This is a genomic window from Arenibacter certesii DSM 19833, from assembly GCF_000429545.1.
Taxonomy (GTDB): Bacteria; Bacteroidota; Bacteroidia; order Flavobacteriales; family Flavobacteriaceae; genus Arenibacter; species Arenibacter certesii.
Genome location: NZ_AUCB01000010.1, coordinates 21118 through 38427, shown reverse-complemented (window position 1 = coordinate 38427; position 17310 = coordinate 21118). Strand labels below are relative to the sequence as shown.

The window sequence follows — 17310 nt, the reverse complement described above, 5'->3', positions numbered from 1 at the left end:
AATAACCAGACCAATCATTATGGATAATATACAAGAGGTAGTAAACCTTCAAAGAGAGTTCTTCCAATCCAATGCTACCAAAGAGATAGAATTTAGGATTGCCCAATTACGAAAATTGGAATCCTTGCTAAGGGAAAATGAAGATGCGCTTCATGAGGCTATTTATAAGGACTTTAAGAAATCGGTCTTTGAAAACTATACAACTGAAATAAGCCTGCTATACCACGATATTAAAGAAGCTATAAAGAACGTTTCAAAATGGTCTAAGAAAAAAAGGGTGAGGACCAATTTGGCCAATCTTCCCGCAAGATCGTATATTATTCCTGAGCCCTTAGGAGTAAGTTTAATTATTGGCGCATGGAATTATCCGTATCAATTATCCCTTGCCCCTGCAATAGCTGCCATTGCCGCTGGAAACACTGTTGTGTTAAAACCAAGTGAGCTTCCCATAAATACCAGTAATGCCATGGCCAAGCTGATCAATGAGAATTTTAACCCAAATTTCTTTAAGGTAGTGGAAGGCGGCGTTCCAGAAACAACGGCACTATTGAATCAAAAATTTGATAAAATATTCTTTACTGGAAGCATTGGTGTCGGTAAAATCGTATATCAGGCAGCAGCAAAAAATCTTACCCCCGTAACTCTAGAATTAGGAGGTAAAAGTCCTGCTATCATTACCGAAAATTGCGACCTTAAGATCACGGTCAAACGATTAATTTGGGGCAAATTCCTAAATGCTGGTCAGACTTGTATAGCCCCAGACTATGTAGTGGTGCATCGGTCCATAAAAGACCAATTCTTAGAAATGGCCAAAAAAGAAATAGAACAATCCAAATTCTTAGTAGAGGAGGATAACTATGTACAAATTATTAATGATGCCAATGTAGAGCGACTAATTTCTTTGATAGATGCCGATAAGGTATACACGGGAGGAAAATACAATACTGAAACCCGAATAATTGAACCCACCATTTTGACCGATATCACATTTGACCACGAGGTAATGCAGGACGAAATTTTTGGACCAGTTCTACCCGTAATCGAATATGATGATCTAGATGCCATTATTGCCAAGATAAAGGAAAGACCAAAACCCTTGGCCTGTTATGTATTTACAAAAGATAGTGAGGCCAAACAAAAAGTATTGGATCAGATTTCCTTTGGTGGAGGTGCTGTTAACGATACTGTGATGCATATTGCCAACAGTAATTTAGGGTTTGGCGGGGTTGGTGATAGCGGCATAGGTGCTTATCACGGAGAACACGGATTTAGAGCTTTTTCACATTATAAAGGAATATTAGACAAGGCGACTTGGATAGAACCAGAACTAAAATATTATCCCCATACCAAAAGTAAACTAAAATGGATAAAACGACTTATAGGATAATGGACCACTGTATGAAAATCTTTAAGCTTTTAGGTCTCCCTTTTCTTGTACTGCTCCTCTACTTAAATCCTTTATCTTTAACTGGCCAGTCCACTAAGGAACCACTTAGGCTTGGTGTAGCCGGACTCTCCCATGACCATGTGCATTGGATCCTGAGCCGACCAGATAAAGGGGATATACAGATTGTAGGGATTGTAGAATCCAATAAAGAGTTAGTGGCAAGACATGCAAAGCACTATGGATTTTCTATGGACTTAGTGTTTAACAGTATGGAGGAAATGATTAGCCAAGTAAACCCTCAAGCTGTTGCCGCATTTGGCAGTATTTACGATCACCTCGCCGTGGTAGAAGCCTGTGCTCCTAAAGGGATCCATGTTATGGTAGAGAAGCCTTTGGCAGTAAGTATGGATCACGCTAATAAAATGAAGTCACTGGCCAAAAAGCATAACATTCATCTCCTCACCAACTATGAAACAACTTGGTATGCTTCTAATCATAGGGTTTATGAAATGGTTCAATCCAATAAAATTGGAGAATTGCGTAAGATTGTGGTCCATGACGGCCATGAGGGCCCCAAGGAGATTGGGGTGAGCAAAGAATTTTTAGAGTGGCTTACCGATCCAAAATTAAACGGTGCAGGAGCCTTAACCGACTTTGGTTGTTACGGCGCCAATTTAATTACTTGGTTAACAAAGGGCGAGAGACCGGAAGCGGTAATGGCATTGACCCAGACCATGAAACCCGAAATATATCCGAAGGTAGATGATGAGGCTACCATTATTTTGCGATATCCAAAAATGCAAGGTATAATTCAAGCTTCCTGGAATTGGCCGTTTTCTAGAAAAGACATGGAGGTATATGGGAATACAGGATACCTTATTAGTGATAATGGCACTGACATGAGATTTAGATATAAAAACGATAAGTCTGAACAAAAGGCGCGCCTTGAACCGCTTACCGATCCGTATAAGGATCCCTTCAGCTTATTAGTAGCGGTCATAAATAACGAGATAATTCTACAGGACCACGATCTCCCAGCGCTAGAGAACAATATGTTGGTAGTAGAAATTTTGGAAGCTGCTAAAAAAAGCGCCCACACTGGAGAATGGATAAATCTAAAGTAAATCTTTCAAGAAAATTATAAGCACCTCGTATATAAAGAAGGAGAAAAAGCGCTCAATAGATAGAATACTCTAGCAATAGTTATTTTCACCTAAATCGGCTCAATTCAAATTAAACTATATTTACATCCAATTAATTAATACATCATCCTACCCGAAAAGGACGCCAATACCAAAGTATCATGAAAAATATATTTGATCCCAAAGTTACTGAAGAGATCATTATTAGAATGAATACGCTAACCCCAACCACGGTTCCACAGTGGGGGAAAATGAATGTGGCCCAAATGTTGGCCCATTGTAATGTACCTTATGAAATGGTATATACAGATAAACATCCCCAACCCAACGGATTGATGAAGTTATTGCTAAAACTATTCGTAAAGCAAATCGTAGTGAATGAAAAACAGTATAAAAAAAATAGTAGGACTGCCCCAGCTTTCATTATTTCGGATGAAAGAGATTTTGAAAAAGAAAAAAACCAATTGACGGAATATCTAATAAAAACCCAGAAACTTGGAGCGGACTATTTTCATCAAAAAGAATCACATTCATTTGGAAAGCTAACTCAAACAGAATGGAACAACCTCTTCTACAAGCACTTAAACCATCATTTAGAACAATTTGGAGTTTAAACTTTAGGGCCACTTTGTTAAACCTGAAACATAATACTATTATACCCGCCTATCTATTACCTTTTATTTTATTCTATATATTTAAGGTTTTCCTGTCATACACGTTCCATGATTGAAAGTTATGATAAAAAAACAACGAATAATCCCCTTATTTTAAGACCATGAAAAAAAAATCTTTTATATTCCTTTTAACCTTTTCCATTTTTCTATTAGCCTGTTCTAACCAAGAGCAAAAAATGGGCGATTTTAAATTACTACCACAACCACAAGAATTTAACATCACCGGAATAAGCTCTTTTTCCCCCTCTACGGAAATTACACATTGGGCCATCAATCAAGAAAAGCTACCCATACTTACCCGAGGTATTCTACCGTTAAAAAAAGAAGATAACAATGGGCAAGCGCATCTCAACTATCAAATAGAAGCTAATATGGATATACCCTCTGAGGGCTATACCCTTTCTATAGAAAAAGAATCCATTCATATTAAAGCAAAGGATAAAGCCGGACTGTTTTATGCATTTGCTACCCTAGAGCAATTATATGAAGATGCCAAGGATCAGGAAGTAAACCTTCCCCTGTGCCAAATTATCGATTACCCCAAACTTTCCTATCGGGCCGTTCATTTAGATGTCAAGCATCACTTAGAAACAACGGATTACTACTACGGTTTAATGAATAAACTGGCCAGCTATAAGGTAAACGGTATAATCTTGGAAATAGAGGACAAATTAAAATTTAAACGCCAACCCACTATAGCCTCCGATGATGCGCTAAGCATTGAGGAATGGAGGAAAATTAGCGACTACGCTAAAGAGCGACACATAGAGATTAGTCCCTTAGTACAAGGTCTTGGTCATGCTTCATTTATTTTAAAGCATCCGGAATATCACAACTTACGGGACAACCCTAGCAGTGATTGGGCATTTAACCCATTGGACCCTAAAACTTATGAAGTTCAGTTTGATCTCTATTTGGATGCTATAGAGGCCTTCCCACATGGAAAATACCTTCATGTAGGCGGAGATGAAGTACATACTAGCGGCAGAGGGAGTAAAGAACCTGCTTTAAAACTACAATTGATTTGGCTAGACAAGGTATCCAAATTTGCAGAAGAGCATAACAGAACCCCCATATTCTGGGACGATATGCCCTTATTACAGGCAGATGTCTACGCTCCTATGTTTAAGCCAGAAATGACTGAAGAAGAAGTAGAAAAGGTTTGGGAAGAAAATGAACATAAATTACTTGCCTTTTTAGACGACTTCCCAAAGAACTGCATTTATATGCGATGGAATTACGAAACTCCGCAAGCACCAGGCAATATAAAAGCCATGCAATGGTTTACGGATCACGGGATGGAGGTTATGGGCGCTACCGCAGGTCAGACCAGATGGGTACTCATGCCACAAAACGACAGTAATATGGAAAATATCAGATCCTTTGCAGTTAGCTCTATAGAAAGTGGGTCTAAAGGATTATTATTGACGCTTTGGGATGATGACTCCCCCCATTTTGAATTGTACATGCGCGGAATTTTAGCTTTTGCAGAATATTCTTGGACAGGAGATAAACGCAGCAATGAAGAGATAAAAATGGCTTTTAGACAACGAGAATACGGCTTTCCCCTAGCGGCTATTGAAAATGCTTTTATTAGCGATTTGGAAGGACCAGTAGCGTTTTGGAAAAATGCACTATTAAAAGGAAACAAACGCAACTATTTAAAATCTATGGAACAGCCCATGGAAGATGGGCTGATGGACTTCCCAAACATTAACGATAAAGGAGCCTGGAGTGTTGCTAATGCAGACCGATTAGAAAAAGCAGCCCAGTATATGGAACTTACGGACAGCATTTCAAAAAAGATAACCCTAGCACGGTCCAATGCCCTTAGAAACGATTACAACCTACAAGTGTACGAGCAGGTGAACAAATTGGCACAGTATAGCCCAAAGATATTACTGACATTAGCAGAATATGACAACGCAGTAAGTCGGGATGAAATAATGGCCTCTGCAGCAAAATTAAAGGAACTGAAATCGGACTTTAACTCCCTTAGAAAGGAGTTGGAAAATGTATATAGGAAAACACGAATCCTCAATAAGCCAGCAAACTATATTTTAGATCAGGATCACCATGTTCATTTGGCAAATCAGTCCTTAAATTTCGATTGGCAATTTTATGCGGAGATGTTATTTTTTAAACAATTGGATAAGGGATTAGAAAAAGAAATGTATTTAGAAAATACAGACCCCTTAAAAAAATAAGCAGGAGATTCAATAGTGAAAGGACGGTGGTTCCAATAAATTTCTTACACTGATCTTACACCATATAAAAGTTTATTTCAGTATATTTCGGCTCTAAAACCCGATACTTAAATCGGGCTTAAGGAGCGAATATGAAAGAGAAGGAAGGTACTCGGATAAATAAGTATTTAAGTGAAATGGGCTACTGCTCTAGAAGGGCAGCAGACAAATTAATAGATCAAGGTAAGGTCACCATTAATGGTAAAGTACCGGAAATGGGTACAAGAATTTCAGACGGTGACGAAGTACGTGTTGACGGAAAATTAATTTCGGAACCACAAGACAAACCTGTCTATATTGCCTTTAACAAGCCTATCGGTATTGTATGTACCACGGATACTAGACGGGAAAAAGATAATATTGTAGATTACATTAACTACCCCAGTAGAATATTTCCCATAGGCAGGTTAGATAAACCTAGTGAAGGACTAATTCTATTGACCAATGACGGGGATATTGTAAACAAGATTTTACGAGCAAGTAATAATCATGAAAAAGATTACATAGTTAGCGTAGACCGTCCTATTACCAAGGAATTTTTGGAAAACATGAGTAATGGGGTCCCTATTTTGGGCCGTATGACCAAAAAATGCCAATTGGAGCAGCTGGGTAAATTTGAATTTAAAATTACGCTAACCCAAGGACTAAACAGACAAATACGTCGTATGTGCGAGTATTTTGACTACAATGTAACCTCATTGAAACGGATACGCATCATGAATGTGAAATTGGATATACCTGTAGGAAAATGGCGCGATTTAACCGAAAACGAGCTACTGGAGATCAACACCATGGTTAACAACTCCACTAAAACCCCAAAATCTTAACATTCACCTTACTGAAAACAACAAATGGACAATAAAATTAATATAGAGGACATAGAGAACATAGAACTGTCCTATTTAGGCTTGGACGACTATCAGGAATTAAAATCTGCTATGATAGCCTCTTACACTACCATGCCCCAATCCTATTGGAGAGAGCATCAGATAGAAACGTTGATCAACCAATTTCAGGAAGGCCAAGTGGTCATCAAGGTGAATAACCAAATTGCTGGTTGTGCGCTGTCTATTATTATAAACTATAACGATTTTGATAATCAACATACTTACCAACAAATTACTGGCGATTATTCTTTTAATACCCATACCGCTGATGGTGATATCCTATATGGTATTGATGTATTTATAAAACCCGAATATAGGGGAATGCGTTTGGGAAGACGACTTTATGATTACAGAAAAGATCTATGTGAACGACTAAATTTAAAAGGGGTAGCGTTTGGGGGGAGGATTCCCAACTATCACAAATACATGGATACCCTTACTCCTAAAGCCTATATAGAAAAAGTTAAAAGCAAGGAAATTCACGACCCTGTACTTAATTTTCAAATTTCTAATGACTTTCATCCCACTAGGATATTGAAAAATTATCTTGAAGGCGATGCGGCTTCCAATGATTACGCAGTTTTATTGAAATGGGACAATATTTACTACGAGAAAGTAAATAAAAACCCCTCCACCAACAAAAGAGTGGTTAGGCTAGGCTTGATACAATGGCAAATGAGGGCCTATAAAAATTTGGATGACGTACTTCAGCAAGCCGAATTTTTTATTGATTCCGTTTCTGGGTATCGTTCAGATTTTGCTCTGTTTCCCGAGTTTTTCAATGCTCCTTTAATGGCAGAGGACAATCACTTATCGGAGTCTGAAGCCATCCGTAAATTGGCCATGCATACCGCTACCATAGTTCAAAAGTTCTCCGAATTAGCTATTTCCTATAATATCAATATTATTGCGGGCAGCATGCCAGAAATGAAGGATGGTAAGCTTTACAACGTGGGCTATTTATGCAAAAGGGACGGCACCAAGGAGCGATACGAAAAATTACATGTTACTCCAGATGAAGAACGGGTTTGGGGAATGCAGGGCGGTAATCAATTAAAAACATTTGATACCGATTGTGGTAAGATCGGTATCCTAATCTGTTACGATTCCGAATTCCCGGAATTAAGCAGGCTCCTTGCTGATGAAGGAATGGATATTTTATTTATCCCCTTCCTTACCGATACCCAAAACGGATATTCAAGAGTACGGTATTGCGCCCAGGCGAGAGCTATAGAAAACGAATGTTATGTAGCAATTGCAGGTAGCGTTGGCAACTTGCCCAAAGTACATAATATGGATATCCAATACGCGCAATCTATGGTTTTCACCCCTTGCGATTTTGCTTTTCCTGCCAATGGGATAAAGGCGGAAGCCACCCCCAATACAGAGATGATCCTGATTGTTGACCTGGATTTGGATCTATTGACAGAGCTGAATCAGTTTGGGAGTGTAAGGAATTTAAAAGATAGAAGAAAAGATCTCTTTGATTTAAGAAAATTAAATACCTAAGCCCTACTTAGGCATACGGAATACCGTCCTAATTCCTAATTTTTGTATGGTATACCGAACTAAAAAATGCGGGCATGGTTTTCCTATGCCCGCACCTTTCTATTAAAAAACAGCATTATCTTCATAAACCTTCCCATCCCAAATAGTTCCTATCTTCATTAGGGTAATTCACTTAAATTCATTATCTTAGAAATAGGGATGTTCCTTATTTAAATATTCCTATTTTAACTAAAATCATGAATACGCACCATTCTCACTAAAAAGGATGAGTGATACTGGGCAGCACTGAAACAAGACCGAAACCCAATTCTGGACATTAGGGCAATTTGGCCATCGATCTCTCCACTTTAAGTGGGATATATAAAATTGATATGCTGTAATTATTAAAAATAGATTCACTTATATCGAATTAGTGTAGTTAACTTAATTAGTATAAATCATAGGGAACAAATCTTAACATTTAATAGTACGTATCATAAAAAATATCCCATGAAAGAAAAATTCATTCACATAAAAACAGGAATGTTAGTGGCAGTACTACAGGTACTGTTTCTGCTAGGAACATCCGGTCAGCTTTGGGCAACATCTATGTTTCAAGACATGCAAGACCAAGAGACTACGTTCAATCTCTATCAGGGTACTGTATCAGACAGCCAGACTAACAAACCTTTAGTGTTGGCGAATATTTCCTTGGAAAACACCAATATAACTACGGTGAGCAACGCGGAGGGCGTCTTTTCATTAAAAGTTCCTAAGGAAATTACAGAGGGTAAAGTACTATTTTCTTTCCTCGGATACCGTACTACAGAAGTGCCCTTAGTGCAATTAAAGGAAAATAAAAATAAGATTGCACTAGAGACATCAGCTATAGAATTGCCAGAAGTAAGTTTAGCGATTCCCAAAGATGCCAAAGCCTTGGTGTGGGAAACATTAAACCGGAGAGGAGACAATTACTTTGACGAGCCCACCATTATGACTGCATTTTATAGAGAAACTATAAAAAAAAGGAGAAAGAACGTATCCCTATCCGAAGCGGTAGTCAATATATACAAAACGCCCTATAACAATGACCGTAGGGATGCTGTAGAGCTCTACAAGTCTAGAAAAAGCACAGATTATAGTAAATTAGACACCGTGGTCTTAAAATTGCAGGGAGGCCCATTCAACACCTTGTTTGTTGATATGGTAAAATATCCCCAATACATTTTTACCGAAGACACCTTTGAAGATTACAATTTTAGTTTTGAAAACTATACCCGGATCAACAACAAACTAATCTATGTGATAAATTTTAAACAAAAAGAAACTATTACCGCCCCTCTTTATCAAGGCAAACTATATATAGATGGGGAAAACAAAATACTTACCAGTGCTGTCTTCTCCCTAAACATAACGGACAAGGAAGAAGCCGCAAGACTATTTGTCCGTAAAAAGCCAGCAAGGGCCAATGTATGGCCAACTGACATTGCTTATAGAGTAGATTATAGGGAAAAGAATGGAAAGTGGTACTATGGATATAGCAATGTATTATTGGTATTTAAAATTAATTGGGACGATAAGCTTTTTAACTCTGTTTATAGTATGACCTCTGAAATGGCAATCACCGATTGGGAAAAGAATGTTTCGGGAGATATTCCCAAGTTTAAAAATCGTTTAAAGTCATCGGTAATTTTAAGTGATGAGGCAACAGGCTTTGCAGATCCAGACTTTTGGGGCGAATACAATATCATTGAACCAGAAAAATCGATTGAATCTGCGATTAAAAAAATTCAACGACAACTTAGAAGGTCGGGGTCCGATAACGGAAAACCTGCTAAATAAGCCTGAAAACTAGTTTCGTGAATAGGGAGGACTGATACCTTTGTATCCCCTAAGTTTTTATATGGAATTTTGTTATTTTAGCCCATATTCCCATTTTCATGAAAGAGAGAAGACAATTCTTAAAGAAAGCAACAGGTGTAGGAATGGCTTGTTTAGCCCCATCATTATTGCTAGGCCATACATCGTCAATAGCACCCCCAATAACACCAGTAAAAGCCAAAGCATTAAAAAAAGGGGACATTATAGGGCTAATAGCTCCTGGGTTCGCAATTCCATCATTTATTTTAGAGAAAGCAAAAGAAACCTTGATAAAAATGGGGTTTATCCCATTCCATACCGACCGTATACTTGGAAATCATGGTTATTTTAGCAATACAGATGAAGAAAGGGTTGCAGACCTAAATGAAATGTTTGCAAATCCGAAGGTAGATGGCATTCTTTGTGCCCGTGGAGGTTATGGATGCACCCGTATTATGCACCTGATAGATTATGATATTATAAGCAAAAACCCAAAGGCATTCATCGGATTTAGTGATATTACAGCACTTTTAAACGGAATCTATCAAAAAACGGGGCTAATAACCTTCCATGGACCAGTGGGAAGTACTATTACAGAGGACTACAGTATTGCTCAATTGAAAAAAGTAGTAATGCATACCAAGTCAGAACAATCACTAAAAAACAAAAAATACCCCCTTATTTCAGAATACAAAAAGCCTGAGTACGATCAATATAATATCTGTCCTGGAAAGGTAAGTGGAAAACTAGTTGGCGGTAGCCTTACTTTAGTTAGTGCGCTAGTGGGTACTCCCGATGAAATAGATTTTACGGATGCCATAATATGCTTAGAAGAAATTGAGGAAGCTCCATACCGTATTGACAGAATGCTTACTCAACTAATCCACAGCAAAACCTTTCATAAAGCCGCAGGGTTGGCCTTAGGTGTTTTTAAAGGTTGTGACCGCATACCAGATCCTACAACATTCACCCTAAAAGAAGTTATAATGGATAGAATAGCACCCTTAAACATTCCTGCCGTATACGGACTTACTTTTGGTCATATAGATTATAATTTCACCTTTCCGATTGGAGCAATGGCCTCTCTAGATGCTGATAAAATGCGATTAACCTTATTGGAAAGTGCCGTACAATAAAGTGTAGATGTAAAAATCCCCGTTTATAAAAAAACGGGGATTTTTTAATATTTATAATCGATGCAGCCTAATTGGCCACTTCACTAATAAACTTGAGTCGATATAATCTAAGTTCCTCATCTTCGTAATCCCCATCAAACTCTTTTAATGCTTCTTCTAGATCATCGGATTCGGCTTCTAAAAAGTAATCGTGAATTTCCTCTTGTTGGTCTTCGTCCAAAATATCATCGATCCAATAATCCAAGTTTAATTTAGTCCCGCTGTAAACGATCTGCTCCATTTCCTTTATCAATTCATTCAACTCCAACCCTTTGGAAGAAGCAATATCATCTAAGGGTAGTTTACGGTCCACATTCTGAATGATATATAGTTTTAAGGCAGAATTGGCACCTGTACTCTTCACAACCAGATCATCGGGTCTTAGAATATCATTATCCTCAACGTAGGAAGCAATTAATTGCAAAAATGGTTTCCCATATCTCTTGGCTTTCCCTTCCCCTACTCCGTTAATATTAACAAGTTCTTCTAAGGTTATTGGATATTTTAAGGCCATGTCTTCCAAAGAAGGATCTTGGAACACTACAAATGGTGGAACTTCTAGCTTATGGGCTTGTTTCTTTCTCAAGTCCTTTAGCATAGCAAATAATTTACTGTCTGCCACTCCTCCACCGGTTCTGGCTGCACTTACAATAGCATCATCGGACTCTTTATTATACACATGGTCCATAGTCATCATAAATGAGCTAGGCTCTTTTTCAAACTCTTTCCCCATGGGTGTAACATGCAGAATTCCATACTGCTCTATCTCTTTTTTCAATAGTCCGGCCACCAACATCTGACGGATTAAAGCCATCCAGTACCCCTTATCCTTATCCTTTCCAATTCCGAAAAATTCTTTATCCTCAGTTTTATGGGATGAGATTAAGGCATTACTCTTACCTATTAAGGCTCTAACTACCTCCTTGGATTTAAATTTCTCACTGGTACCAGTAACTACTTGGATCACCTTAACAACATTATCCTTGGCTTCTTGTTTTTCTTTGGGGTTACGTGTATTATCATCCATATCCGCACCTTCTCCGTTTATCTCATCAAATTCTTCTCCAAAATAATGCAGAATAAATTTTCTTCGTGATATTGAAGTTTCAGCAAAAGCGACGACTTCCTGCAGAAGGGCATTTCCAATTTCCTGTTCCGCAACTGGTTTTCCGGACATAAACTTTTCCAATTTCTCAATATCCTTATAGGAATAAAATGCCAAACAATGGCCTTCACCGCCATCCCTACCAGCACGACCTGTTTCTTGATAATAGCTTTCTATACTTTTGGGGATATCGTGGTGGATCACAAATCGCACATCGGGCTTATCTATTCCCATACCAAAGGCAATAGTAGCTACTACCACATCTACATCTTCCATTAGGAACATATCCTGATGCTTAGATCTGGTTTTAGCATCAAATCCCGCATGATAAGGTACGGCGCTCACGCCGTTTACTTGTAATACCTGTGCCAATTCTTCCACTCTCTTACGGCTTAGGCAATATATAATTCCCGATTTTCCTTTATTCTGTTTTACGAAACGAATGATATCCGCGTCCACATTTTGCGTTTTTGGGCGCACTTCATAATATAGGTTAGGTCTATTAAAGCTTGCCTTAAAGACTTTAGCATCTCCAATACCCAAGTTTTTAATTATATCTTCCTGCACCTTGGGGGTAGCAGTAGCGGTAAGTGCAATTAGGGGAATACCATCTCCCAATCTTTTAACAATAGATTTTAAATTTCTGTATTCGGGTCTAAAATCGTGTCCCCACTCAGAAATACAGTGGGCTTCATCTACGGCAACAAAAGAAATTCTTTCGTTTTGTAGAAAGTCAACATATTCATGCTTGGTCAAGGACTCGGGGGCTACATATAGTAGTTTTGTAATCCCGGAGCTAACGTCCTTTTTCACCTGTTTAATCTCTGTTTTGGTGAGGGAGGAGTTTAGGACATGGGCTACACCTGCATTTTCAGATACACCCCTTATAGCATCTACCTGATTTTTCATTAAAGCTATTAGAGGGGAGACCACTATAGCGGTTCCCTCCTGCATTAATGCGGGGAGTTGATAACATAAGGATTTCCCCCCTCCAGTGGGCATAATCACAAACGTGTGTTTCCCTTGAATTATATTTTCGATTACACCTTTCTGTAATCCTTTAAATTGGGAGAACCCAAAAAACTTTTTTAGAGATGCAGCTAAATCGACCTCTTCCATACTCATACCGTACTTTACCATTTTCATCATGTTATTTGGCAACTACACCAAAAGTAAATCTTAAGTTAAGTAATTTTCCAGATTTAAATTAAATATTTCTCAGAAATAAATTTCTTAATATTTAATTATATCCTATATACTTTAGTTTATGTAATTTTACAGTTTTAAATATAATACTTTCTTTTACGATAGAAATTTCACAACATAATTTAACATTATTTTGAGCAATCATAATGCTATCCTGGCGATAGCGAAAAAAACTATTGAAACCGAGGCTGAGGCAATACATCAACTTTCCTCACTCTTAAATGATGATTTCTCCAAAGCCGTTGAATGCATCCGCACCTCCAAAGGTAGGGTTATTATTTCGGGTATCGGGAAAAGTGCCCTTATAGCTTCTAAAATTGTTGCTACTTTAAATTCTACTGGTACTCCTTCTATTTTTATGCATGCTGCAGATGCTATACACGGAGATTTAGGTACAATACAAGAAAACGATGTGGTAATTTGCATTTCCAAAAGTGGTAATACCGCGGAAATTAAAATGCTAGTTCCCTTAATTAAACGTGGCAAGAACAAATTGATAGGGATGACTGGAAATACAGAATCCTTTTTGGCACTGCAGTCAGATTATGTACTAAATACCTATGTAGAGAAAGAAGCCTGCCCAAATAATTTGGCCCCTACTACCAGTACAACGGCTCAATTGGTTATGGGGGATGCACTAGCAATATGCCTGCTGGAACTAAAGGGTTTTAGCAGTAAGGATTTTGCAAAATATCATCCTGGAGGCGCCTTGGGCAAAAAGTTATATCTAACGGTAGGAGACCTTGCCATTAATAATGAGGTCCCCATGGTTGATATTACCAGCGATGTAAAATCAGTGATTGTGGAAATTTCAGAAAAAATGCTTGGTGCCACAGCCGTAATGGAAAATAATAAAGTAGTAGGCATAGTGACCGATGGGGATATAAGACGCATGCTAAATAAATTTGATACTATCTACGGCTTAACTGCCAAGGATATTATGAGCAGCACCCCTAAAACGATAGAAGTAAACGTCCTGGCCATAAAGGCCCTAGAACTAATGCAAGCCAAAGGCATTTCACAATTGTTGGCTGTTGAAGGGGATAATTATAAAGGGATAGTACATTTACATAATTTAATAAAAGAAGGAATACTGTAATGGCAAAAAACAAAAAGACCCCCGATGAAATGTCTTTCCTAGACCATTTGGAAGAATTAAGATGGCATTTAATTCGTTCAACTTTAGCTATTGTAATAGTAGGGAGTATAGCCTTCTTAATGAAGGATTTCGTATTTGGAACCGTAATTTTCGGGCCAATGATGCCCGATTTCCCTACTTATGAAGTTTTCTGCAACCTATCTAAAATGTTAGGTTTTAGTGAAGCATTTTGCAGTGCAGAGCCATTGTTTACTGTCCAAAGTAGACAGATGTCCGAGCAGTTTTCCGCACATATTTGGACCTCTATTTGGGCTGGATTTATTGTGGGCTTCCCCTATATCCTCTATGAATTATGGAAATTCATTGCTCCTGGTCTCTATGACACCGAAAGACAGAGTGCAAAAGGTTTTATCTTTATTGCTTCTTCCCTATTTTTTACTGGGGTATTGTTTGGATATTACGTGGTTGCCCCGTTGTCCATCAACTTCCTAGGTGGTTATTCTATTAGCGATACCGTAATACGGGAAATTGACTTAAGTTCTTATATCTCTACAGTAAGAGCGGCTGTAATTGCCTGTGGACTAATCTTTGAACTGCCTATAATCATCTATTTCCTAACCAAAATTGGACTAGTCACTCCAGAAATATTACGTAAATATCGAAAAATAGCCCTAGTTGTGGTATTGATCATTTCAGCGGTAATAACGCCACCAGACGTGGCCAGCCAGATAATAGTAGCGATTCCCATACTAATACTTTATCAAGTAAGTATCTATATTTCAAAAGTTGTTTTAAGGAATGAAGCTAAAAAAATGAAGCGCAATGTCAAATCAAGTTAAGGAGTTTAATGAGTATCGATCCAAAATGAACGAAAAAATTTTGGGTGATAACAACAAATTATTAAAGCGGATTTTCAATCTAGACACCAATGCTTACGCTGCTGGCGCCCTAGATGTTAAAACTAAGGAATTATTAGGTTTGGTAGCCTCTGCCGTACTTCGTTGTGACGACTGCGTAAAATATCATTTGGAAAGTTCACATAAAGAAGGAGCCACTAAGGAAGAGGTTATGGAAACCCTGGGAATAGCCACATTGGTAGGTGGCACTATTGTTGTACCCCATCTAAGAAGAGCCTATGAATATTGGGAAGAGCTAGAAAATTTACAAGGTTAAAAAATCTACAAATACTTTCCCCTGAAAAAGATTAGGGTTAGTTTTGAGGAATACCATCAGAAAAATGAAGCTAAGAGCGGAAAATATAATGAAGTCCTACCGTGGACGACAAGTAGTTAAAGGAATTTCCCTGGAAGTAAACCAAGGAGAAATTGTAGGTTTACTGGGACCAAATGGAGCCGGAAAAACCACCTCTTTCTATATGATCGTAGGTTTAATTAAACCTAATGGTGGCAGAATTTTTCTAGATAAAAAAGAAATCACCAAATTCCCCATGTACAAAAGAGCACAAAATGGGATTGGATACTTAGCGCAGGAAGCTTCCGTATTCAGAAAACTAAGTATTGAAGAGAATATTCTGAGCGTATTACAGCTTACCAAATTAAGCAAGAAAGAACAGTTGATGAAAATGGAGTCCCTTATTGAAGAATTTGGACTCGGTCACATTCGAAAAAATAGGGGGGATCTTTTATCTGGTGGAGAAAGAAGGCGTACCGAAATAGCAAGAGCGCTAGCAACCGACCCAAAATTCATCTTATTGGACGAACCATTTGCGGGAGTAGACCCCGTAGCCGTTGAGGATATACAGCGAATTGTTGCCCAACTTAAGAATAAAAATATAGGTATTTTGATCACCGACCATAACGTGCAAGAAACCTTAGCCATAACAGAACGTTCTTATTTAATGTTTGAGGGCGGAATTTTAAAATCAGGTATTCCAGAAGATTTGGCAGCAGATGAAATGGTGCGTAAAGTGTACCTAGGACAAAATTTTGAACTGCGAAAAAAGAAATTGGACTTTTAGAGCAACCTAAAATCAGTTACTAAACTCCCAACATTTTCAAATAGCCCACCCCTAATTACAAGAATATTTCGCAGCAAAAATTAGTTTAAACCACTTCTAAGGCAACGGTTATTGAATTTTCTTTCTACTATCTAACTGAATAATTAGAGAACTTAATATATATAAGGCTATTATTGCTGGAATCGCCATAAACTTAATGGTCAAAATTAGCACCAAACTCACTAAGATGAATATATAACGCATTGCGTTGTCCCTAAAGCTCCAGTTATCAAATTTTAGGGCAAACAATTTAATAGGGGCATTTAATAAAAAAGTACTTATCACGGTGGTAACGATCAAAAAGAATTCGTTTAGGATAATATCATTTAAGAGATCATTATGATGATATAGGAGAATAAGAGGAAAGGATAATATTAGTAAAGCATTAGCTGGTGTTGGCAAACCAACAAAAGAAGACACTTGGTTTTCATCTACATTAAATTTAGCCAAACGATAAGCCGATCCCATCGTGATTAAGAATCCGACAAAGGGCAGCCAAGACAGACTGGAACCACTTTCCGTAATAGTTTCAGTAGGCACAGAAGTCCACCCTATATTCCATCCTCCATGTATTGACATGCTCAACAATTGATACATCACAATTCCGGGAACCAATCCACTAGTAATCATATCGGCCAACGAATCCAGCTGAAGGCCAAGTTCGCTTTTCACATTTAGGGCACGGGCAGCCAAGCCATCGAAAAAATCGAAAAAAATACCTAAAAAAACAAATATAGCTGCAATCTCCAATTGATTTTTAACCGCAAATACCGTTGCAATACAACCGCAAAGTACGTTTAACAAAGTAATAAAATTCGGAATATGCCTTTTCATAGGGTTAGTTTGCTTTATGTATACTATTTTGCTCCTAAATTTAACCTGAATCATATAATCATTCGGAACCAAGACAAGTTAGGGGTAAAAATACCATTTATTAAAAAATGCTGTTAAAATATATACACTTTTTTACAATCCCATCGTCCAGTGTTCTTAAATCCTTTTATTTATTCGATATTTGTGTCAA

The 17310-nt window shown here is 37.9% G+C and carries 14 protein-coding genes; 12 read left to right on the top strand and 2 right to left on the bottom strand.

What is annotated here, in order from left to right; translation table 11 throughout:
• The first annotated feature begins 19 nt into the window (after positions 1 to 19).
• From G466_RS0106060 to G466_RS0106025, 8 genes are all read left to right on the top strand, one after another.
• Positions 20 to 1387, top strand: a complete 1368-nt coding sequence (locus G466_RS0106060) for an aldehyde dehydrogenase (RefSeq protein WP_026812860.1) — start codon at positions 20 to 22, stop codon at positions 1385 to 1387.
• 11 nt (positions 1388 to 1398) lie between these two features.
• Complete coding sequence (locus G466_RS0106055; RefSeq protein WP_026812859.1) at positions 1399 to 2511, top strand: Gfo/Idh/MocA family protein; 1113 nt, start codon at positions 1399 to 1401, stop codon at positions 2509 to 2511.
• 179 nt (positions 2512 to 2690) lie between these two features.
• A complete protein-coding gene (locus G466_RS0106050) occupies positions 2691 to 3143 on the top strand; it encodes a DUF1569 domain-containing protein (RefSeq protein ID WP_026812858.1) in 453 nt (150 codons plus the stop codon).
• A gap of 161 nt (positions 3144 to 3304) precedes the next feature.
• A complete protein-coding gene (locus G466_RS0106045; protein ID WP_026812857.1) occupies positions 3305 to 5410 on the top strand; it encodes a glycoside hydrolase family 20 zincin-like fold domain-containing protein in 2106 nt (701 codons plus the stop codon).
• Between the two features lie 131 nt (positions 5411 to 5541).
• Entirely contained in the window at positions 5542 to 6276 is a 735-nt protein-coding gene (gene rluF / locus G466_RS0106040) for a 23S rRNA pseudouridine(2604) synthase RluF (protein WP_026812856.1), read from the top strand.
• 24 nt (positions 6277 to 6300) lie between these two features.
• Positions 6301 to 7845 carry a carbon-nitrogen hydrolase family protein gene (locus G466_RS0106035; protein WP_026812855.1) on the top strand — a complete coding sequence of 515 codons (1545 nt, stop codon included), beginning with the start codon at positions 6301 to 6303 and terminating at the stop codon, positions 7843 to 7845.
• Positions 7846 to 8334: 489 nt separating this feature from the next.
• Entirely contained in the window at positions 8335 to 9666 is a 1332-nt protein-coding gene (locus G466_RS0106030; RefSeq protein ID WP_026812854.1) for a carboxypeptidase-like regulatory domain-containing protein, read from the top strand.
• A 98-nt stretch (positions 9667 to 9764) separates the two neighbouring features.
• Entirely contained in the window at positions 9765 to 10820 is a 1056-nt protein-coding gene (locus G466_RS0106025) for a S66 peptidase family protein (protein WP_026812853.1), read from the top strand.
• Between the two features lie 67 nt (positions 10821 to 10887).
• On the opposite strand, the gene recQ is transcribed toward G466_RS0106025, so the two are convergent.
• Positions 10888 to 13089: a DNA helicase RecQ gene (recQ, locus tag G466_RS0106020; protein WP_026812852.1), complete on the bottom strand. Its 2202-nt coding sequence runs from the start codon at positions 13087 to 13089 to the stop codon at positions 10888 to 10890.
• 214 nt (positions 13090 to 13303) lie between these two features.
• On the opposite strand from recQ, the gene G466_RS0106015 reads away from it, so the two are divergent.
• The 4 genes from G466_RS0106015 to lptB all read left to right on the top strand — a co-directional run bounded on the left by G466_RS0106015 (position 13304) and on the right by lptB (position 16247).
• Positions 13304 to 14269: a KpsF/GutQ family sugar-phosphate isomerase gene (locus G466_RS0106015; protein ID WP_026812851.1), complete on the top strand. Its 966-nt coding sequence runs from the start codon at positions 13304 to 13306 to the stop codon at positions 14267 to 14269.
• Entirely contained in the window at positions 14269 to 15108 is an 840-nt protein-coding gene (tatC, locus tag G466_RS0106010; RefSeq protein ID WP_026812850.1) for a twin-arginine translocase subunit TatC, read from the top strand. Before G466_RS0106015 ends, tatC begins: the two co-directional genes overlap by 1 nt.
• Positions 15092 to 15442: a carboxymuconolactone decarboxylase family protein gene (locus G466_RS0106005; protein WP_026812849.1), complete on the top strand. Its 351-nt coding sequence runs from the start codon at positions 15092 to 15094 to the stop codon at positions 15440 to 15442. The genes tatC and G466_RS0106005 overlap by 17 nt, the downstream gene beginning before the upstream one ends.
• A 64-nt stretch (positions 15443 to 15506) precedes the next feature.
• Positions 15507 to 16247: an LPS export ABC transporter ATP-binding protein gene (gene lptB, locus G466_RS0106000; RefSeq protein WP_026812848.1), complete on the top strand. Its 741-nt coding sequence runs from the start codon at positions 15507 to 15509 to the stop codon at positions 16245 to 16247.
• 108 nt (positions 16248 to 16355) lie between these two features.
• Here the strand turns inward: lptB and G466_RS0105995 are convergent, their stop codons facing one another.
• Positions 16356 to 17120, bottom strand: coding sequence for a CDP-alcohol phosphatidyltransferase family protein (locus tag G466_RS0105995; protein WP_034234844.1), 765 nt, complete (start codon positions 17118 to 17120; stop codon positions 16356 to 16358).
• Positions 17121 to 17310: the final 190 nt, after the last annotated feature.